Below are 20,000 nucleotides of genomic sequence, written 5' to 3' on the forward strand. Positions count from 1 at the left end.
AAATGGCTGCTGGTGATCCCGGCCATCCTGGTGACGGTGGTCACGGCCGCCAGCACGTTCTATTTGACGCCGGTCTTCGAGTCGTCGGTGACGATCTTCATGGAGAAGCCAGTGCGGCTGTCGCAGGATTTACAGCGGCTGATCGGCGGCGGGGGATCGGGCCTGGGGGGCAATCCCGAAACGCAGTCGCGCGAGCTGCAGAGTCTACAGAATGAGATCATTTCGGCGCCGTTCATCAGCCAGCTCAGTCGCAACATCGGTTTGGACAAGGATCCGGGAATCGAACTGATGGCGCGGCAGCTTCAGGTGCAGCAGCCGGATGTGCCGCTGGACGATCTCAAGTTCGACATCCTGCTGGAGACCTTGCGGAATCGCATCCACGTGGAATTTGCCGGGCTGAACCAGGTGCGCATCATCGCGCAGTCGTCCGATCCGGAGCGCTCGAAATTGATCGCGCAGAATCTGGGCGACATTTTCATTCAGGAGAAGACCAAGCAGGAATCGCGGGCGGTCAGCGCGACCTCGAATTTCTCTTCCGACCAACTCGAGATCTACGAGCGGGACTTGCAGGACAAGATCAACCAGAAGACCGCGCTGGAGACGGAGCAGGTGCAGATGCAGGTGGACGAGGGGGTGGCCTCGGAAGCCAACCGGCGGCAGATTACGCAAGAAATCCAGGGGATTACGCTGGAGATCAGCAACAAAGAGAACGAGGTGCGCGAGTTGCAATTGCGGCTGGCGAGCTTGCCGGGCGGATTGCCCAGCTTTCAGCCGTCGGAGAGCGTCACCAAGACGCAGGGTGAGATCAACCAATTGCTCGGTTCGACGATGGAGTTGATGCAGAAGTACAGTTGGAATGCACCGAGCCTGGTTTCGTTTAAGGTGCGGTTGTATGAGCTGATGTCGGGGATGGACGCCGAGGTCGACCGTCTGGTCAAGGCGGGCTTCAGCGATCTGTCCGCGGCCGATCAGCAGAGCTTGAGCACGCTGTTTGCGACGCGGCTGCGGCTGGAAGTGCTGTACAGTTACAACAACAATCTCAAGCTGGCGGTGGCCGAGGTGAATCGGCGGGTGAGCCTGATGCCGGGGTATGCGGCACGGATTGAGCAGTTGGACCGCGAGATTGACGCCGCGCGGCTTCTGCGCGACCAGTTCAAGCTATCCACGGAGGGCACGCAGATTTCGCAGGCGTTGCTGAGCGAATCGAAGTTTCGGGTGGTGGAGCCGGCGCGGACGCCGCGGTCGCCGATCTGGCCGAACAAGCGGATGATCGTGTTGCTGGGCTTCCTGGTGGGGATCTCGCTCGGCGTGGGCGCCGTAATCATTGCCGAGTTTTTCGACAACTCGATTAAGAAGATCGATGATGCCGAGCAGTCACTGGGCTTTGCGGTGGTGGGGACGATCCCCCGCATCGAGGGGCTGGAAAAGCTGAAGGTTGGACACGGGCATTAGGCGGCAGCGGCGGGCAGACGATGCAGTTGGATTCCGCAATTTCCGATAATAACGTAGTGGCCGATTTGGGCAGATAATGATGCAGCAAGCAGAGGTATCACTTGGAGTTTCATAAGGACATATTGCGCTTGGATGCCGCGCGGGTAACAGACGCGCTATGCGAGACCATCCGCCGGCAGATTCGCGATGATTTGAAGAAGAGCGGTGCGGTGGTGGGGATTTCCGGCGGGATCGACTCGTCGGTCGTGGCGGCGCTGTGTGCGCGCGCGCTGGGACCGCAGCGGGTTCTGGGCGTGATGATGCCGGAGAAGGAGTCGTCCGGCGAGAGCGAGCGACTGGCGCGCGAACTGGCGGCGACGTTCGGTTTCGAGGCGATCAAGGAAGAAATCACCGGCGGACTGGCAGGTATGGGCTGCTACGCCAAGCGTAACGAGGCGATCAAGCAGGTATTTCCGGAATTCGACGAGAGCTACAAGTGCAAGATTACGATTCCGGGCAATATCCTGGCGAAGGACACCTTCAACTTCTTCCACCTGACGATTCAGCGGGAGGGTGAGGCGCCAAAGGTGAAGCGGATGCCGCCGGCGGCGTACGCGCAGATCGTGGCCTCGTCGAATTTGAAGCAGCGCCTGCGGATGACGACGTTGTACTATCATGCCGAGCGCCGCAACTGGGCGGTCGTCGGGACGGGCAACAAAGACGAACATATGCAGGGATTCTTCGTGAAGTACGGCGACGGCGGCACCGATTTGAAGCCGATTGCGCACCTGTTCAAGATCCAGGTGTTCCAGTTGGCGGAGTATCTCGGTGTGCCCCAAGGAATCCTCAAGCGGACACCGACGACGGATACTTACGGTGCGGATCAGACGCAGGAGGAATTCTTCTTCGGGCTCGACTTCTACCGCATGGACATGCTGTGGTATGCTCTGGAGCACAGAGTGCCGGCCGCCAAAGCGGCAGAGGTGTTGGGGCTGACGGTCGATCAGGTGGAGCACGGGTATGCCAACATCGAGCGCAAGATCGTGGCGACGGAGCCGCTGCGGCTGCCGCCGTTGGAGATCAAGTAGGATTCAGGAACCAGGCAGGAGCGGCGGGGCGTCCTGTGAAGCAATAAGGAAGCGTATGCAGGTTGAAGCAGAGAAAGTGCGAGGCGAGATCAGGCAGTTCATTGTCGATACGTTTCTGCTGGGCGACGAGAGCGTCAATTTCAGCGATTCCGATTCGTTTATGCGCAAAGGGATCGTGGATTCGATGGGGATTCTGGAGTTGACGGGGTTTCTCGAGCAGAAATACGGCATCACGGTCGCCGACAACGAGATGCTCCCGACCAACCTGGACAGCGTCGAGTGCCTGCTGGGATACATACGGAAGAAGCTCGCCGGATAGAGCGCGCGGCCGCTCGCGCCGGTTTAGGGCGCCAGCGCCTTTCCCGATAATTCAGTTATGAAGCTCACCGATCTCTTGGAGCGGAGTTCGCAACGATTTCCGGAACGCCCGGCGGTGATCGACCAGGAGCGAACGGTCACATATCGGCAGCTCTGCACTGAAGCGGCGCGGCTGGCTGACGGACTGCGACAACTGCAACTGCCGACCGGCAGCCGGGTTGGCATTCTCGTCGAAAACTCAATCGAATATGTAGAGGCGTTTTTTGCGGTCACCGCGGCCGGGCTGGTGGTGGTGCCGCTGGATTCCTCGGCCACGGCCGAGACGCTACGCTTCATCCTCGGCAATTGCGGCATCAAGGTTCTGATCGCGCATTCGCGCTATCGGCGGCAACTGGCGGGTGCGCTTCAGGGCGAGACGCCGGTGGATCTGCTAATCTGCGACGCTGCGTTGAGGCTCCCCAATGTAGCGGTTCCGGTAACCACCTTCGACGAGATCAAGGGGGGGACAGTCCAGGCGCGGCTGAGCGCCGGGGGAGATGCCCCGATAATCCGCCAGCGCAACGGTGCCGTGCACGAATTGGCGGCGATTTTCTACACCTCCGGCAGCACCGGCACGCCGAAAGGGGTGATGTTGTCGCATCTCAACTTGGTGAGTAATACCTTCGCGACCATCGAGTACTTGAAGCTGACGGAAGCGGATCGAATTCTTGTCATCCTGCCGTTTTACTACATCTACGGCAACTCGCTGCTCTTGACGCATATTGCGTGCGGCGGCTGCCTGGTGATCGACAATCAGTTCATGTATCCGGAGATGGTGCTCAACACGCTGGAGCAAAAGGAATGCACGGGGCTGTCGGGTGTGCCGTCGAATTTCATGATCCTGTTAGGCAAGTCGACCTTGACCAGCCGCGAACTGAAATCGCTGCGGTATTTCACGCAGGCGGGCGGTGCGATGGCGCCGGAGATCATTCGCAAGTTGATGACGGCATTTCCGCAGAAGGAAATCTATATCATGTACGGCCAAACGGAGGCGTCGCCGCGCGTGACGTATTTGCCGCCGGCGCGGCTGGCGGAGAAGCTGGGTTCGATCGGCATCCCGTTGAGCGGGATCACGGTCACGATTGAGGATGATGCCGGACGCGAGATACCCGCAGGCGAAACCGGCGAGTTGGTGGTGGCGGGCGATTGCGTGATGCTGGGCTACTGGGACCAGCCGGACGAGGAGGGCCAGGTGCTGATCGATGCGCGCTTGCACACGGGGGATCTGGGCTACAAGGATGCGGACGGGTTCATCTTTATCGTCGGACGGAAGAAAGAGATCATCAAGACGGGGGGCAATCGCGTGAGCGTGAAGGAAGTTGAGGAGTGCCTGCTGACGAATGAGAAAGTGTTCGAGGTGTGTGTCTTTGGTGTTCCGGATCCGCTGTTGGGGGAGGCGATCAAGGCGGTGATCGTGCTCAAGCACGACGTTGCCGCAGACGCCAAGGAGATACAGGCCTACTGCCGGCGGACCATCAGCGATTACAAAGTGCCGAAGATCATCGAGTTCATGAGCGCGCTGCCGAAATACCAGTCGGGCAAGGTCAACAAGCAATTGCTGAAGCAGCAGACAGCGTAACATTTCGGGATCATCCGAATCGAGCGGGAGAAGCAATCAGTGTGCGGCATAGCCGGATATTTTCAGCTTGAAGGCCAGCGGGAGCCGGATCGCGATCTGCTGGTGCGCATGATTTCGGTTATCCGGCACCGGGGACCGGACGAATTCGGCGCGTACCTGGACGACAAGTGTGCGTTGGGGCATGCCCGCCTGTCGATTATCGACCTATCCACCGGCCAGCAACCGCTGTGCAACGAGGATGAGACGGTTTGGATCGCATTTAACGGGGAGATCTTCAACTACGTCGAATTGCGGCCGGTGCTGGAACAGCATGGCCATCGCTTTCGCACGCACTCCGACACGGAAGTCATCGTGCATGCTTACGAGCAGTGGGGCAGCGACTGTGTGCAGCAGTTCAACGGTCAGTTTGCATTTGCAATTTACGATACCCGCAAGCAATCGCTGTTTCTGGCGCGCGACCGAATGGGGAAGCGGCCGTTGTTCTATACGACGCAGCAAGGGCGATTCTACTTTGCATCGGAAATCAAGGCGCTCTTCTGCGATCCGAGTATCGAACGGCGGCTTGATCCGCAAGGGCTGGATCAAATTTTCACCTGGTGGACGACCGCGCCACCGCGGACGGCATTTGCCGGAATCAGTGAATTGGAATCAGGATGCAGTCTGGAGATTACGAGCGCGGGCATGAAGCCGCGGCGCTACTGGGCGATGGAATATCCGGAGCACTACGACGAAGAACGCAGTGTCGAATCATGGGCCGAGGAGTTGCATGCACTGTTGATCGATTCGGTACGGCTGCGGTTGCGGGCGGATGTGCCGGTGGGGGCATACTTGTCGGGCGGGCTGGATTCGTCGGCGATTGCGGCACTGGTGCGGGAATTCACGACGAACCGGCTGGAGTCGTTCTCGATTGCGTTCGGCGATGCGGCGTTTGACGAGTCGGAGTATCAGAAGCAGATGGCGACGCAATTGGGGACGAGTCATCACTCGGTGCAGTGCGACTACCGCGATATCGCGCAGCACTTTCCGGACGTGATCTGGCACACCGAGCGGCCGATTCTGCGGACGGCGCCGACGCCGATGTACCTGTTGTCGCGGCTGGTGAATCAGACCGGATTCAAGGTCGTGCTGACAGGCGAGGGGTCGGATGAGATTTTCGCCGGGTATGATATTTTCAAGGAGACGAAGATACGGGCGTGGTGGTCGCGGCATCCGGACTCAAGCTGGCGACCGCTGCTGTTGCAGCGCTTGTATCCGACGCTGCCGCTGAGCGAGGTGCGGTCGAGTTACTTCCTGAAGGAATTCTATCGCGAGGGTCTGGCCGAGACCGACAAATATTACTTCTCGCATATGCCACGCATGAAAACGACGTCGCGGATCAAGGATTTCTATTTGCCGATGAACAAGGCGCAGGCAGCGGAATGGAGTGCGGAAGATGCCTTCGCGCATACGCTGCCGGGGGCGTTTGCACGCTGGCCGGTGTTGTCGCGGGCGCAATACCTGGAGGCCAAGTCGCTCTTGTCGGGCTACCTGCTGTCGTCGCAGGGGGATCGGATGGCCGCCGCCAATGCAGTGGAGGGCCGCTATCCGTTTCTCGATCATCGCGTGATCGAGCTGGCGGCCAGAATTCCACCGCGGCACAAAATGTTCGGTCTGAAAGAGAAGTGGATTCTGAAGAAAGCGATGAAGGGATCGCTGCCGCCGGCGATTCTCCAGCGGCCGAAGCAGCCGTACATGGCGCCGGATGCCAAATCATTTACGCAGTCGGATGCACCGGAGTATGTCCGGGAGTTACTTTCGCCGCAACGACTCAGCGAGGTCGGCGTTTTCAATCCGACCATGGCCGGGAAGCTCTACGAGAAATGCCGGAAGCAGGCGGGCGCGCAGATCTCGTTCAAAGACAATATGGCGTTCGTCGGCATCCTGTCGACGCAGATTCTGGCCGATCGCTTCATCCGCAACTTTGATGCGCACCAGACGCCGCGGGTGAGCGAATTTCGCGTCTGGCGCGAGGCCAGCCGGCAGGACTCGCCTAAGAGCTAAGCGCTGCTTTGGTGGCCGCAGCCTGCGTGCCGCTCTTGTTCTCCCACTGATTCCAAACCGGCCTGAAGAACTCCATGAATTTCTGGGCGACAATCTTGTTGCCGGTTTCGTTGGGATGAGAGTCGTGCTCGTTGTCGCGATGGAATTCCCGGCGCAGGACGTTGTCCGAATCGGCAAGAATGTCAAAGAGATCGAAAATCTGAAAATTGTCGAGTCCCGACTCCTGCCGGTACTGCGGCAAGAACTTGCTCAGCAGCCAGTTGTTGAATTCACGGGCGCGTTTGGCGGCCTCCGGGTTGGTCTCGGCCGTGGTCAGCGGCGGGAAAGTCATGTAGATGAACAGACGATCGGGGTGCTGGCGGAACACTTTGCCAAGTTCCGCGAAGCTGGCTTTGTAGTTTTGCAGCGTGCGTTCGCGGCTGGTGGGGTCGCCAGGGCCGGAGCCTTCGCCGGTGATGAAGCTGTTCGGGAAGCAGGACTTGAACATGATGATGTCGTTGGAGCGGCCGTCCTGGTAGTAAACATTGGGATGATTCTTGAAGTCGAGGATACGGTCGAAGTCGTTCGCGAACTTAGGCGACCAGTGGCACATATCGGTGAACTGGCCGACTTCATCGCCGTAAGTTGCGCCCTTCACGGAAATACCGATCGCCAGCAGACTGTCGCGCAAGCCCCCCTGTTGCAGGATGCCCTTGCCGACGGAGTGATGGAGGAACACCATTCGTTTGGAGACGTTGGCTTCGACCTTGTCGGTCAGATCGCTGATAATCTTGGCGGCGTCATCGAGCGACTCCTGCATATTCTCGATGCGGCCTTTGAACTTCAGAAAGTGGTAGGCGAAGTACAGGCCGATGATGTTGCCAATGAGCGATATGATCAGAAGGACGGCGATAATCTTGTTCACGGTAGACTCCCCGAAATCAGGTTAGCAACTTTGTCAATTCATCCCAACTCAAGAGGTTATACGCATTGAGTCGGCAAGAATTGCCCAATTTTTTGCAGGGCGACAAGTTCGTCTGCGAATTATAAGGCATTGACTTATAGCGCATTACATCGATCACATAATCCATCCCATGAAGCGCCAAGTGGAGAGAATGTTGCTCACGGCAGATTCATTTCGGCGCGCATAACGGTGACGGCTTGGCCAAGCAACTTGACGCGATCGCCTTCGAGACGAAGCTTAAGTTCGCCACCACGGGCGGAGGCTTGAAACGCCATCATCTCGCTTTTGCCGAGGCGGGCTTGCCAGAAGGGTGTCAGAACACAATGGGCGGCGCCCGTAACGGGGTCTTCGTTGATGCCGATGGCCGGGGCGAAGAAGCGCGAGACGAAGTCGTAGCGGGAATCATCGGAAGGTGCGGTAACGATGACGCCATTGCCGCCGAGGGCCGCGACGGCGGAGAAGTCGGGTTGCACGGTGCGGACGGCGTGGGCGCTGTCGAGCTCGGCAAGGAGCTTGTTGCTGGAGCTGCGCCAGACGGCGCGAGGTGCGAGACCGAGAGCTTTGCCGACGGCGGCCGCATTGTCGGCCGGGGTGACGGAATAGGCGGGGAAGTCGAGTTCAATCCAGTTGCCGGACTGACGGGCAGTCAACTGGCCGCTGCGGGTGTTGAAGACAAGGGGCTCTACCGGTCGACGGGCGCCTTGCTCCCAGATGATGTGCGCGCTGGCGAGGGTCGCGTGACCGCAGAGATCGACCTCGACGGACGGAGTAAACCAGCGGAGCTTGAAGTGGCCGCCGTGATCAAGCAGAAAGGCGGTCTCGGATAAATTGAGTTCGCGCGCAATCTGCAGCTTGAGCGTATCATCGATAGTGTCGGCAAGCAGGCAGACGCCGGCCGGATTGCCCGCGAAGAGACGATTGGTGAAACTGTCGACGGTGAAGATGGTTTGCTTCATTTTATCCTCGATGTTTGTTTGAATCCCTTAGTCACGCCGGCCGCTGTCACGGCGGGCCTGACGCCAGAGAGGTAATCATGGAATTGCGAAAAGTCAACCTCGACGAGAAGTTTGAATTGATCAAGGAATACGAGTCGCCGCGAATTGTCGGTGAATTGAACGGGCAGCACGTAAAGTTGTCGAAACTGAAAGGGGAGTTTGTCTGGCATCAACACGAGCAGGAAGACGAGATGTTCTTTGTCCATCGCGGACGCCTGCGCATGCAACTGCGCAGCGGTGACGTCATGATTAATGCCGGCGAGTTCTTCATCGTGCCGCGCGGCGTGGAGCACAATCCGGTGGCAGAGGGGGAGTGCTGGATCATGTTGTTTGAGCCGGCGGGGACGGTCAATACGGGGGATAAGACGAACGAGAAGACGAAACAACAACTCGATTGGATTTGAGGATGGCAGAGCGAATTCACCGATACGCGGGGCAGCAGATTGAGGTCACTTACGACGCGAAGCGCTGCACTCATGCGGCCGAATGTGTGCGCGGATTGCCGCAGGTCTTCGATACGGCGGTCACACCGTGGGTGAAGCCAGACAATGCCGGCGCTGATCGCGTGGCCGAGGTGATTCTGCGGTGTCCGACCGGGGCGCTGCACTTTCGCCGACGCGATGGCGGGGCCGAGGAAACGACTCCGGCGACCAACTGCGTGCGGATCGAACCGAACGGACCGTTGTATCTGCGCGGAGAGATTCGGATCGAAGACGAAAAGGGGAAGACGATCATCGCAGAGACGCGGGTGGCGTTGTGCCGGTGCGGTGCGACGAAGCGGATGCCGTTCTGCGATGGCAGCCACCGGAAGGCGGGTTTTCGCGATGCCGGCGTTTTGCCCGAGCAAGCGCGAAGTGATGCTGCTGAGATGACGGCGTCGGGGGAGGTGGCGATCGTGCCGTCGACCGACGGACCGCTGCTGGTGACCGGCGTCGTCGAGATTTCGGGTGGTGATTCGTCGACGGCGATCAAGAAGGACCCGACGTTCTGCCGTTGCGGCGCCTCGGGAAGCAAGCCGTTTTGTGACGGCTCGCACCACCGCGTTCACTTCAAGTCAGCTTAGGCCCCGGCATTTCCCGTCGGCAGCGTGCCTATCCCGCAATACGGTCAAAGCGGAGGTTCTTGACGCGCTGCGAGCTGATGGCCAGCGCGGCGATCTGGTCATGCTCGCCGCGAATGAAGTGCAGCAGATAGCCGCCATTGGCCGCCGAAAACTCGTCCGGCAAGAGTTGTGTGAGACGGTAATCCAGATCGGCGTCGTCCGACCGCATTGATAGCACTTCCCCAGACATCAGCAGCGAGATGGTCATCTCCAATTCGCGGCAATGGTATTTCCCGACATAGGTTTCCAGCGACGGGTTTTGTGTCCGCTGGGGAATCGACGAAAGCCGGGCGGGAGCCTGCCCGGGTGAGGTGAAGATCGCCGCCCAGGCATTGCCACTGTCGCGTTCAAAGCGGACTGAGGCCTGCTGCGGTATTCCGACGGAAATAAACTGGTCGGCGCCGGTCGGGAGTAGCTGGAACGCAAAGCCGGTCGAAGTGGCGATCTCCAGAGTCGTGTCGGTTGGTGTCACGGTCCAAATGATGCCGGAGATCGGGTTGCGATAGCGCCCGGCTTTGTCGGCAAGAGCGCGGGGATCGGGCTGATATGATGGCGGAGTTGCGGCATCGACACCTTCGTCGTGATACGATTCGGACAGGTAGAGATCGGCAACTTGATAGGCGAGTGTCCAGGCTACGGCCTTATCGGAATTGGCGAGAACGATCACGGTGAACTGTTGGTCGGGGAACCGCAAGATTTCCGAGCGGAAGCCAAAGTAAGCGCCGCCGTGAAATACAACGGGGAGGCCGTGGTGTTGACCCAGCCGCAGACCAAGGCCCCAGGGAATTGTATCGCCGGAGTTGAGCACGAACGGCTCCTGCAGGCGGCGCAAGAGCAGCTGTGACTTGCGGCCGAGTTGGTTGTCGTAGAAGTTGCGATCCCAGCGTGCGAGATCGGCGAGAGTGCTGAGAATGCCGCCATCACCGTTGTTGGTAGCGATCGAGACGCCCTGCCAGTAGCCGCCGGAGGGAAGACTGCCGTAGCTGGCGGCGCGATGGGGAATGATGACAGAGGCGTCTTCGACGAAACGGGTGTGCGTCATGCCAAGGGGTTCGAAGATTCGTTCACGTGCGAACTCCGCGAGCGACTGGCCGGAGACGCGGTTCACGATTTCCGCCAGCAGGATGAAGCCGGAGTTGGAGTACATCTGCATTTCACCGGGACGAAAATTCAGTTCGGGCTGACGGCAGATCAAATCGAGGTAGTAACGATTCGGGTACTGGTTACCGACGAAGACGCCCTTGAGCATCATCAGCTCGAAGTAGTCGCGGATGCCGCTGGTGTGGGTGAGCAGATGGCGCAACGTGATCGGCCAGGGATAGGCAGGCAATTCGGGGATGTACTTGTGCACGTCGTCGTCGATGGAGAGCTTGCCCTCTTCTTCGAGCAAGAGAATGGCCGTGGCCGTGAACTGCTTGGCATTGGAGCCGATGTCAAAGACGGTCTCGATCGTATTCGGCACGTCATGTTCGAGGTTGGCCAGTCCGAAGGCGTTGCTGTAGACGATGCGGTGGCTGTCAATGACCGCGACGGCGCAGCCGGGTGAACCGGGCAAGGTGAACGGAGCGAAGATCGAATCGACCTGCTGCGGGGCGACGCCGGCGGCAGTGGTTGCGCCGGCAGCGAGCGTGAGAGCGGCCAGGACGACCAAACGAGAAACTAATGCGGTAACATTGCGGGGGAGGATCATCAAGCGTCTCCTAAACATTAGTAAGTACTTACTATAATTATAGGAATATACGCCGCCGGGGCATTTGAGGTTTCGCCGGATCGCGAATTTCCGGAACGGTGGAGCAAGGCGGAGCGGGCCGGAAGCTATTCGGGTTTGCGGGCCAGGTCGACCGCGATCCAGAATTCTTTTTTCTCGGCGTCGCGACGCATTTGCGGCGGCCGTCCGCCAGTCATCCCGCCGCCGCCAAAGCCGCCGGGCGGCATGCCGCCCATGCGGGGTTCGCCGTCGCGTTCCTTGAAGCGTTCTTTCATCTGGGCTTTGTCAGCGTCAGAGACATAGCCGATGTGGATTCCCAGCGCGAGGTTGCCGGGTTCGGTCAGCCGCAGCGAGTAGCGGCCGGAGTCGGCAGTGATCGGGATCAGAAATTCGCAGCTGTAAACGTCATTGCCGAACGCGGTGGCGGCGGCCGGTCCTTGCTCGCCCGCGGCAGGAATCTCTCGGGTCTGTTTGTTGTCGAAGACTTCGATAATCTTGCGAAGCCGCGCCTGCTCTTCCCGGATTTCCTCGCGGCCTTCCGGCATTTGCGGTGGACGCGCGTCGCCGGCACGTTCGCGTTGGTCCATGCGCGCCTTGGCCATGCCGCCACGGTAGCGCAGGCCGTACTGCATCTTCTTCTTGCCGTCGGGACTGATCCAGACAGTCACGCCGCGCCGTTCCATCTGGCGGATGGTGGCTTCATCGCGGGAGAGGACAATCAGGTAGAGGTTGTCGGCATCGTTCATAATGCCGAGGGCCGAGTTGTCGTTGTCGAAGTACTGAAAGACGATCCCGCGCCATTCGTCGGCATCGCCATCGACAACGATCGGCGCGGGCGACCAACGGGACGCAAGGTGTTCGTCAGCCAGAGCCGGTTGGAGCAAGCCTACGGTGGCCAGAAGCAGGGGCAGCACAGCACGCAGCATTGGCATTTTCCTTTCATTTAGCGCCGCAAGTCGGCACCGGAGATTTCTGACTGGTTGGACAAGGTCGGCAGGGGCCGGCTTGCGAAGAATATGAAGTCGGGCTCAGGCGTCGGAGTGATCGTCCCGCAGGATGGTTGCCAGTTCGACCAGGCGTTCGAGGCGCTGGAAGACGTAATCGCGGGATAGCTGTTGTGGATCCTCGATCATGGTGGAGTGGCGCAGTCCGCCGGGGTGAGCCTGCAAATACTCGAAGGGCAGGAGCTGGACGATCAGGGCGCGGACGTCAGGGCGGGCGAGCGCCGGCGAAGCGCGGTGATCGGGAAGGTCGATATTGAAGAGGTGGTCGAACTCTTTGTCGCCGGTTTCATGTTCCCAATGCAGTTTGAGCGCTTTGCGGACGCGGTCGAAAATCCCCTCGGGGCGAATCCGAAAGTTGCCGGGCGTATGGGAGCGGGTGCGGAGAACTAGGTATTCCACCGTTCGTTCGTCGGGGAGGGACACCTGTCCGTCGAGCGCCATTTCGCTGATCTCGACCTTCAGCGGAACTCCCGAGATTTCGCATTGAAAGGCGGGATAGACGAAGTAGGACGGTTCAACGGAATAGCCACGCTGCAGGCTCGAATCGAGGCGGCGATCGGATTTGGGTTCGATGATCTCGCCGCCGAAGTGCGCCCGGAGTTCACGCAGCAAGACGGCGTGTTCTTTGGCCCACAATCTTTCGAAGGTCATGGAGAAAAATGAGGGTGATTCGGAGCGCCATGTCAAGGAATTCTCGATGGGGTCGAAGCGGCTGAGGCGCGGGGAAATTTGCGGTTGACAGTCACTTGGAGTTGCGATAGTTTATCCACTTAATCCACTTTTAGGGCCACGGCCCGAACGGCGCGCCCGCGGCGCGATTGTCTGCGCGCTAGGGGCGCCGGCGACACACAACTTGAGGAGGGTGTCATGCAAAACGTCCGTCTCATTGCCGGTTGGCTGCTCCTTTGTGCGATGTTGGCAGCGCCGGCGGTGCTGGTGGCGCAGTCACTGGAGAACCTGGTCGCGGTGTGCGGTTGCGGCAAGGTATTCACGGTAAGTGCGTCGACCCAGTATTTGACCGTTGGGGGGAAGCAGTATGCCTGCTGCAGCAAGACCTGCCACGAGATGGCCATGAAGGATCCGGCAGCGGCGGTGGCCAAATGGACAGCCGCTGAGAGCCAGGTCTTGGCGGGCCGGAAGTCCCGCGAGCAGATTTACAAGGAAATCGAAGAGATGTTCGGCCTGGTGCCGTCGATGTTCAAGGCGGTACCGGACGAGTCGCTGCAGATGGAATGGGAGTTATTCAAACAGGTACAGATGGCGCCGGGGGCGATTCCGAACAAGTATCGGGAGCTATTGGGGATCGCGGTGGCCGCCGCCACGAAGTGCCAATACTGCATCTACTATCACACGGAAGTTGCCAAGCTGAACGGCGCCACCCAAGCGGAGATCGAGGACGCCTTGCACTACGCCAAGTCCTCGGCGGGCTGGAGCACCTACATCAATGGGCTGCAGATCGGCCTGGAGCAATTCAAGCGCGAGATCGATCAGGCCTGTCAGTATGTGAAGAGCCAGCAGACCAACACGACGGCGGCGCAGCATTAGAGGACAATGCTGACCGGCATCCGGCGGGCGCCGGATGCCGGTGTCAGCGCCGCTTCAAAGGGGACGGTCGCGCGTCAACTGCAAGCCGCGCAGGGGACCGAACCACCGGAAAAGATATAGTTTATCAAATAGACGGCATCGCTGATATTGATGGCGCCGCTGCAATCGCAGTCGCCGGCGGCGGGAGGAACGGGCGCCGGACCGCCGCCGAAAATGTAGCCGATGAGATAGACGGCATCGGAAATCGACACCAGGTCGTCGTCATTGGCGTCACCGCAGAGATACGACGGTCCGCTCACGCAGTCAAAGGTGGTGACGGTAACGCCGTCAATCCCGGCCTCGACCACGCTCTGGGTGTTGGCGTCGTTGGCGGTGAAGCGGACCTTCATGTTCGCAGTCAGGCCGAGACCTGCCGCTGCGATCTGACTTGAAGTGATCTTGTTCCAAACCCACTCGCGGCCGGTGTCGGAAAAGTGCAGGGCGAGCTGTGCCCAGTTGGCGGACTGGCCGTCGTTCATCTCTACGAGCAGGCGATCAACGTTTCCGGCGGTGTTGGTCAAGGTTAGAAAGTAATAGTATGAGACCGACCCTTGCGGGGTCAGGTCGAAGGCGGGCGAGGTGAGGCGGACGGCGCCGTTGTCGACGTCGCTGTTGCCCATGATGTTTTGCGTCAGATAGCAACTGCCGCTGCCGTCGGCATCGGTCGCGGGGGTGTACTCCCAACTGGGATCATTCACGGGCACGCCGCGCTGCCAGGCGCCGGCGGTGGCGCCGATAACCTCCGCCGTCCAGCCGAGATCGGTCTGGAAGTTGTCGGCGAAGGTAACGGCTGTCTCGGTGACCGTCACGGGCTGATACGGCGCGAGTGCGGAGCGGTCAGAGACTTGGCCGATGCTGGTTTCCTCGATGGTCACATAGAACCGCAGGGTGTCGCCGCAGGCGAGGGCCGGCAAGGTCAATTGGTACTCGCCCAGAGCCAGTTCGGTGAGCGGTGTCTCGATGTAGGCACTTGAATTGATCGAGCAGTGGAGCCGGCCACTGCCGGGAACGGCCGCGGCGTTATTCTTGCTCACGAGTGTCAGGCCGATGGTGGTGTCTTTGCCGGCGAAGAGATATTCCGGAGCGCCGGGAGCGTAGACGAATTCGAAGGCCGGCGCCGAAACATTGAGCATCCCAGCGTACACGGTTGCCAGCGACGCTTTGACCATCTTGGTCATATAGCTGAAATTCATGTAGGTGGTGCTGTCAGTGCTGGAATGATACTCGGTTGAGAAGATGTACTCGTGCACGAAGGTCGCCGTGTAGCCGTTATTGACGAAGCCAGCGTGATCGGAGTTGTTGGCGACGCCGGCGAAGGTCGCGCTGATGCCGAGAAGAGAGTCCGCCAGTTGCGTCCAGAGATTGGTCAGACTCAGATCGGGACCGCTGTAGAGGTTGGCCTGATTCGAATTCTCATAGTGCGCAATCATGTCCATGTTCAGCATGAAATCGATGCTGTCGCCACGAGTGCCGGCGGCGTCGGCGAAGTGATTGGATCCGTACAGGCCCTGCTCTTCAGCATCGAAGGCGATAAAGACGATCGAGACATAGGACTCGATGCCGGCGAGTACGCGCGCGATTTCGAGGGTGCCGGCAGTCCCCGAGCCATTATCGTCCGCGCCCGGCGAGCTGGGAACGGCGTCCTGGTGTCCGCCGACGACGATGTAGCGATTGGGGAAGCGGGTGCCGAGTTTGACGGCGACAACGTTGCGGACGACCTTAGGAAGTCCATAGATCGTGGTTGTGAAGGTATCGTAGAAGACGGAGTCGTATCCGAACGACTGGAACTTGGCGCGCGTCCAGACCTGGGCGGCGAAGTTGGAGTCGGTGCCGGTGACGCGCTGGCCGAAGGCCTGCAGGCGGTTGACGTAGGCCTGCAAGGAGTCCTGGCGCACAAGGGCGATGAGTGAATCGAGATCGACGCCGGCAGCAATGGCTTTACGGTTGATCGGGCGGGTCTCGGTATAGCTGATCGCGACGCGCAGGACGGTGGCCGGCGCGAGGTCAAGCTGAACGCGCGAAGATGCCAGAAGATTGGCCGGCACGCGGTAGAGACGGACGGCGCCGTCCTCGAAGAGGAGCGGGTACTGGATGGCGTTTTTGCGATCACCACGGAGATCGAAGGCCAGCTCGGAGACTGAAATGTTTTTGGCGATAAGTTCGGCGCCATGCTCATCGGTCAAAGCGGCGGCGGCCGGAGCGTCGGCAAGGATGAGGTAACCGTCAAGCAAACGACTGATCGGCTGGAGATCGAGTCGGTTGAAGTGATCGGCGGCAGCCGGGCTGTTGACGCGAATGCGGTAAAGGTCGGCCGCATGAACCGCCGATGCGACGAGGATCGAGAGCAAGAGGACTTTAAGAGTGAACTTCATGGGGAGGCTCCTGGGCTATGGCGAACGGAATCATTGCGTTTTTGAAGTAGACAGAGCGAACGATCCCGCGCACGGGCCGGGTCGGATCGCAGATTCGTTAAATCGGCTGAAATATACGAAAATCGCCCAAAAAGGCAATGAATAGTTGGCCGCCCGCTGGCGCTTCGGGGAGCGCGTTGCGCTCGTCAGGAGGTCTCGGACTAATGATGAGTTAAGTGGATAGTATAAGAGAGCGGCCTCAAATGCAGGCAGAACTCGAGGCCGCTCATGGTGAGTTGTACTGTTATTCGCCGGAATGAGAGTCGGCGGCGCCTTCGTGGTGGTGACCGCTTTCGGCGGCGATCGCAGCATGCACGTTTTCGATATAGTGCATGTAGTCAACATAGGCCGCGACAAACTTGCGGCCGGCTTCGACGCTCCTGTCCTTGTCGGCTCTCGCCTTCATCATGGCAGCATACTTCTCCTGAATCACTGCGCCGAAATGGGCGTTGATTTTGGCAATCATATCATCCGCAGAGCCCTGGATGATGGTGTTGTCGGCCATGACGACGATCGGCTCGGCCGGTTCATCCTTGAGGCCGGTATAGGGAGCGCCTTCGCCGGCGCGGTGAACGCGGATGAGGGTTTCCAGGAAATAGCGGTCGGCAAGCTCGGCAGCTTCGGGGCCGGAGCGGCGAACAGTGATCGCCTTGGCGAAGGCAGCCTTAACTTCGGCCTCATCTTCCGGCTTGACCCATTTGAGGATCGGGGTGACATCGCCGGCGGCCAGAGCGGCCTGCGCTTCGGGGATGATTGGCCCGTTCATGGTGTCGCAGTGGGCGAGAAGCCGGCTACTGAAGCTGAACAAGACGAGAGCAGCAACGGCGAGAGCGTGGCCGGGACGGCAGGTCGGCAGGTTTTTCGTGGATTTCATGGATCGTTTCTCCCTCCAGGTTGGACTGTTTACTCGATTATATGCACAAAGAGTCCGGAGGTGCCACAAAAATAGCATAAAATTATCCACGTTGAGGGACTTCATGGACACCAAGCGACAATTGAGGATTCATAAGGGCGAATTTGTCGCGTTTTATGATCTTGCGATCAGTAAGCGGCCAAGATGGCGGTGTCCGGCGCGCGCAGGAGGTAGCGTTGCCCATCGGCATCGCCAAATTCGATTACTGTCTGAACCAGCGCTTGCGGCGGCCAGTAAGGGCCGTTGCGCGCCATGGCGGTGATGAGATATCGATAGGACGACGGACGATCGATCTCTTTGAGAGGAGCACCCCAAATCTGCTCACCCGTGGCGATCCAGATGTAGGTGGGCGAGAGGTTGGAGTCGGCGTCCATAGAGTCAGCTTCGATCAAGATAGCCCGTGCGAGGAGGCCGCTGGCATCGCCGGGTTCCAGATCGCGCCAGGGTTCAACGGCGGCGCGGTAAGAGTGATCGCCGACGGTGACCACAGTCGGCACGACCACGAAATCGGGCGGTTTGCGACCATCGTCGGTGGGTCGATCGGAGCAGCCGGGAAATGAAACGAATGCCGAGACAGCGATGATCGCGATCAGCAATCGACGGAGACAGCGTCCTTTGCTCATAATAGTCCAGCCCTTCTCATGTAGAGTTTTGTCCACAAAAGGTACGCTTGAAATCGGCGTTTGTGCTATCGAATTCTGAAGCAGCCCGACTTGTACCGGCCGATCGAGAAACGGAGTCGAGCCCGTGCGCTACTTCTTCTCGGCGGGCGCAATCACCTTGGCCTTGGGCGGATCGGCAGGGGCGACTTGAGGAATCGTGCCGTTCTGCCATTGAGCGCAGATGCTGTTGGCCTCTTTGGCGTAGATACCGGTCTGCGTGGTGCCGTTGGCGACGCAGAGGCCGGCGATATGATAAGGCTTCTTGTGGATATCCGTGATCGCTTTGTCTTTCGGGTCGGTCGCCATGAAGTAGCCGAGGATCACGACCAGATGGCCGACTTGAATATCACCCGGCTTGGCGTTGGCGAAACCCTTGACCCAGAGGCCGTCGTTTTTCGGATTCGGCGCCGGGAGTTGGACGAAGAAATAGGGCAGGCCGTCCGGAAGCTGGCGATACTGCGTAACGATGCCCTTGAAGGCGACGAGATGATCCTCGAACGCCGGCGGCTGTTTGTCGGCTTTCTGCAGGGAATCGAGGTTGAAGTTAAGCGGGAAAGGCGCGGCGGAGCTGTTGGAACCTACAAGCAGCGACAGCGCCAAAACCAGGAACATGCCGTAGATGAATCGTGATGTCATTGTCGAACCTCCTCAAGGCCGGGAATTATCAATTATACAATCATTCTCGGCTGACAGCGCCGATTTCTCGCGGCGATTTTTGGCCTCGTCCACAAGGCATCAGCGGCGGGCGCGAGCCTCCTGTACGTGCGGCTACTTACCGTCGTAAGCGCGGCGCAGCGCGGCGAGGTCGAGCTTGCGCATTGTCATGACCGCCGCAAACATCCGCGCACTTCTCTTGGCGTCCTTGTCACGCAACATGGCCATCACTTCGGTCGGCACGATTTGCCACGACAAGCCGTACTTGTCTTTCAGCCAGCCGCACTGGCTTTCCTGGCCGCCGTCGGCAGTGAGTTTGGCCCAGAGATCGTCGACTTCGGCCTGCGAATCGCAATTGACCAGCAGGGAGGTCGCTTCCGTGAATTTGATCTGGGGCGAACCATTGAGGGCCATGAACCGTTGTCCGTTCAATTCGAACTCGACCATCATCACGGCACCCGCCGGCTCGCCGGTGGCCTGGGCGGCCTCGTCGGTGAAGCGCTCGATCTGCGTGATTTTCGAATTCTTGAACACGGAAGTATAGAACTTGGCGGCGTCTTCCGCCTGGTCTTCAAACCATAGTGAGGTGACGATTTTCTGCATCGGTGCTCCGTTGTTTGGATGTGGACTTTATTGATCTACAAATGATAAGAAAGTGTCATCGGGGGCGGATGTCAATCACATCTGCGGGGAGATGTCGGCACGACACGGTTGGGGTGATCGGGAAGGGTCCCGGTGGAGGTTCAGATGGCGGGAGGGCAGACCTGGACCCTGCGGAGAGGCCCGGGAGACGGCAAGTAGTTCCAGCGAATCCCACCCTCGGCTGCCGCCACGGGCAGGCTACCGGCGTCTGTAGTGGAGGGCAACGACGCCGGATTGGAAGGTCTTCGATCCGAGGAAGTCCAAGCGAAGCGAGTTCTGCAGCTTGATGGTGTCGAATAGTCGCGGACCTTTGCCGGCAAGGACGGGGTGAACGACGAAATGGTATTCGTCAATCAAACCGCGGGCCGAGAGCTGGGACGCAATGCTCAAACTTCCGGCGCAAATGTCCTTTCCCGGCTTCTGCTTCAACGCGAGCACCTCTTCGGCGACATTCCCGCGCACGATTCGCGTCTTGTCATCAGCAACCTGCTTCAGTGTCGTGGAGAAGACGACTCTATCGAGCGAGTCGAAGACACGGGCGAATTCGTTGATTGTCGCAGTTTCGGATTGGCTCTTGGCAACGTCGGGCCAATAGGGAACCATGAGCTGATAGGTGATCCGGCCGAAGAGGAGGACGCCGGCATTGCGCAGAAGTCCGGTGAAGTACGCGTGCAACTCGTCGTCGGCAATCCCGTCCGTATGGTCGCAGAACCCGTCAGCGGTGATATTGATAGCAAAGACAACTTTTCTCATGGGGCTCTTTCACATAGACAAGATGTCGGGTTTCTCGCTTCCACGAGCATCCTTCAATTCAATTTCCAGGAACGCTCGGAACCCGACCTACGAACGGTCCCCACCCTGCGCTGGCGCTCCGGGTGGGCTACCGG

19 protein-coding genes are annotated in these 20,000 nt (G+C 59.4%); 8 read left to right on the top strand and 11 right to left on the bottom strand.

Annotated elements, in window-relative coordinates; translation table 11 throughout:
- The 5 genes from IT585_15175 to asnB form a co-directional block, all read left to right on the top strand.
- A partial coding sequence (locus tag IT585_15175; protein ID MCC6964593.1) for a hypothetical protein occupies window positions 1-1,452 on the top strand: 1,452 nt, incomplete at its 5' end.
- Window positions 1,453-1,553: 101 nt separating this feature from the next.
- On the top strand, window positions 1,554-2,519 hold the full coding sequence (nadE, locus tag IT585_15180; GenBank protein MCC6964594.1) for an NAD(+) synthase: 966 nt from the start codon (window positions 1,554-1,556) through the stop codon (window positions 2,517-2,519).
- A gap of 55 nt (window positions 2,520-2,574) precedes the next feature.
- Window positions 2,575-2,838 (top strand): acyl carrier protein, encoded by a 264-nt coding sequence (locus IT585_15185; protein ID MCC6964595.1) that lies wholly within the window; start codon window positions 2,575-2,577, stop codon window positions 2,836-2,838.
- A gap of 57 nt (window positions 2,839-2,895) precedes the next feature.
- Window positions 2,896-4,455 carry an acyl--CoA ligase gene (locus IT585_15190; GenBank protein ID MCC6964596.1) on the top strand — a complete coding sequence of 520 codons (1,560 nt, stop codon included), beginning with the start codon at window positions 2,896-2,898 and terminating at the stop codon, window positions 4,453-4,455.
- A gap of 39 nt (window positions 4,456-4,494) precedes the next feature.
- On the top strand, window positions 4,495-6,495 hold the full coding sequence (gene asnB, locus IT585_15195; GenBank protein MCC6964597.1) for an asparagine synthase (glutamine-hydrolyzing): 2,001 nt from the start codon (window positions 4,495-4,497) through the stop codon (window positions 6,493-6,495).
- Here the strand turns inward: asnB and IT585_15200 are convergent.
- Together IT585_15200 and IT585_15205 are read right to left on the bottom strand one after the other, a co-directional pair.
- The gene (locus IT585_15200) at window positions 6,485-7,399 is read right to left on the bottom strand and encodes a hypothetical protein (protein ID MCC6964598.1); all 915 of its coding nucleotides are present in this window, start codon (window positions 7,397-7,399) and stop codon (window positions 6,485-6,487) included. The two genes, asnB and IT585_15200, sit on opposite strands and share 11 nt — an antisense overlap.
- A 197-nt stretch (window positions 7,400-7,596) precedes the next feature.
- Window positions 7,597-8,394, bottom strand: a complete 798-nt coding sequence (locus IT585_15205; protein MCC6964599.1) for a PhzF family phenazine biosynthesis protein — start codon at window positions 8,392-8,394, stop codon at window positions 7,597-7,599.
- A gap of 83 nt (window positions 8,395-8,477) precedes the next feature.
- Between IT585_15205 and IT585_15210 the strand changes: the two genes are divergently transcribed.
- Both IT585_15210 and IT585_15215 read left to right on the top strand, forming a co-directional pair.
- Complete coding sequence (locus IT585_15210) at window positions 8,478-8,837, top strand: cupin domain-containing protein (GenBank protein MCC6964600.1); 360 nt, start codon at window positions 8,478-8,480, stop codon at window positions 8,835-8,837.
- 2 nt (window positions 8,838-8,839) lie between these two features.
- A complete protein-coding gene (locus tag IT585_15215) occupies window positions 8,840-9,496 on the top strand; it encodes a CDGSH iron-sulfur domain-containing protein (GenBank protein ID MCC6964601.1) in 657 nt (218 codons plus the stop codon).
- A 28-nt stretch (window positions 9,497-9,524) separates the two neighbouring features.
- On the opposite strand, the gene IT585_15220 is transcribed toward IT585_15215, so the two are convergent.
- From IT585_15220 to IT585_15230, 3 genes are all read right to left on the bottom strand, one after another.
- Window positions 9,525-11,225 carry a beta-lactamase family protein gene (locus IT585_15220; protein MCC6964602.1) on the bottom strand — a complete coding sequence of 567 codons (1,701 nt, stop codon included), beginning with the start codon at window positions 11,223-11,225 and terminating at the stop codon, window positions 9,525-9,527.
- 125 nt (window positions 11,226-11,350) lie between these two features.
- Entirely contained in the window at window positions 11,351-12,169 is an 819-nt protein-coding gene (locus IT585_15225) for a hypothetical protein (protein ID MCC6964603.1), read from the bottom strand.
- A gap of 102 nt (window positions 12,170-12,271) precedes the next feature.
- The gene (locus IT585_15230) at window positions 12,272-12,934 is read right to left on the bottom strand and encodes a hypothetical protein (protein ID MCC6964604.1); all 663 of its coding nucleotides are present in this window, start codon (window positions 12,932-12,934) and stop codon (window positions 12,272-12,274) included.
- 180 nt (window positions 12,935-13,114) lie between these two features.
- Here IT585_15230 and IT585_15235 point away from each other — a divergent pair, with 180 nt between their 5' ends.
- On the top strand, window positions 13,115-13,792 hold the full coding sequence (locus tag IT585_15235; GenBank protein MCC6964605.1) for a carboxymuconolactone decarboxylase family protein: 678 nt from the start codon (window positions 13,115-13,117) through the stop codon (window positions 13,790-13,792).
- Window positions 13,793-13,866: 74 nt separating this feature from the next.
- Here the strand turns inward: IT585_15235 and IT585_15240 are convergent, their stop codons facing one another.
- The 6 genes from IT585_15240 to IT585_15265 all read right to left on the bottom strand — a co-directional run bounded on the left by IT585_15240 (window position 13,867) and on the right by IT585_15265 (window position 19,866).
- On the bottom strand, window positions 13,867-16,203 hold the full coding sequence (locus IT585_15240) for a M28 family peptidase (GenBank protein ID MCC6964606.1): 2,337 nt from the start codon (window positions 16,201-16,203) through the stop codon (window positions 13,867-13,869).
- A gap of 283 nt (window positions 16,204-16,486) precedes the next feature.
- A complete protein-coding gene (locus IT585_15245) occupies window positions 16,487-17,116 on the bottom strand; it encodes a hypothetical protein (protein ID MCC6964607.1) in 630 nt (209 codons plus the stop codon).
- A 167-nt stretch (window positions 17,117-17,283) separates the two neighbouring features.
- The gene (locus IT585_15250) at window positions 17,284-17,778 is read right to left on the bottom strand and encodes a hypothetical protein (protein ID MCC6964608.1); all 495 of its coding nucleotides are present in this window, start codon (window positions 17,776-17,778) and stop codon (window positions 17,284-17,286) included.
- 129 nt (window positions 17,779-17,907) lie between these two features.
- A complete protein-coding gene (locus IT585_15255; protein ID MCC6964609.1) occupies window positions 17,908-18,453 on the bottom strand; it encodes a hypothetical protein in 546 nt (181 codons plus the stop codon).
- A gap of 132 nt (window positions 18,454-18,585) precedes the next feature.
- Window positions 18,586-19,074: a VOC family protein gene (locus IT585_15260; protein MCC6964610.1), complete on the bottom strand. Its 489-nt coding sequence runs from the start codon at window positions 19,072-19,074 to the stop codon at window positions 18,586-18,588.
- 237 nt (window positions 19,075-19,311) lie between these two features.
- Complete coding sequence (locus tag IT585_15265; GenBank protein ID MCC6964611.1) at window positions 19,312-19,866, bottom strand: dihydrofolate reductase family protein; 555 nt, start codon at window positions 19,864-19,866, stop codon at window positions 19,312-19,314.
- Window positions 19,867-20,000: the final 134 nt, after the last annotated feature.

The sequence above is a fragment of the Candidatus Zixiibacteriota bacterium genome (assembly GCA_020853795.1).
In the GTDB taxonomy this organism is placed as follows: Bacteria; Zixibacteria; MSB-5A5; order CAIYYT01; family CAIYYT01; genus JADJGC01.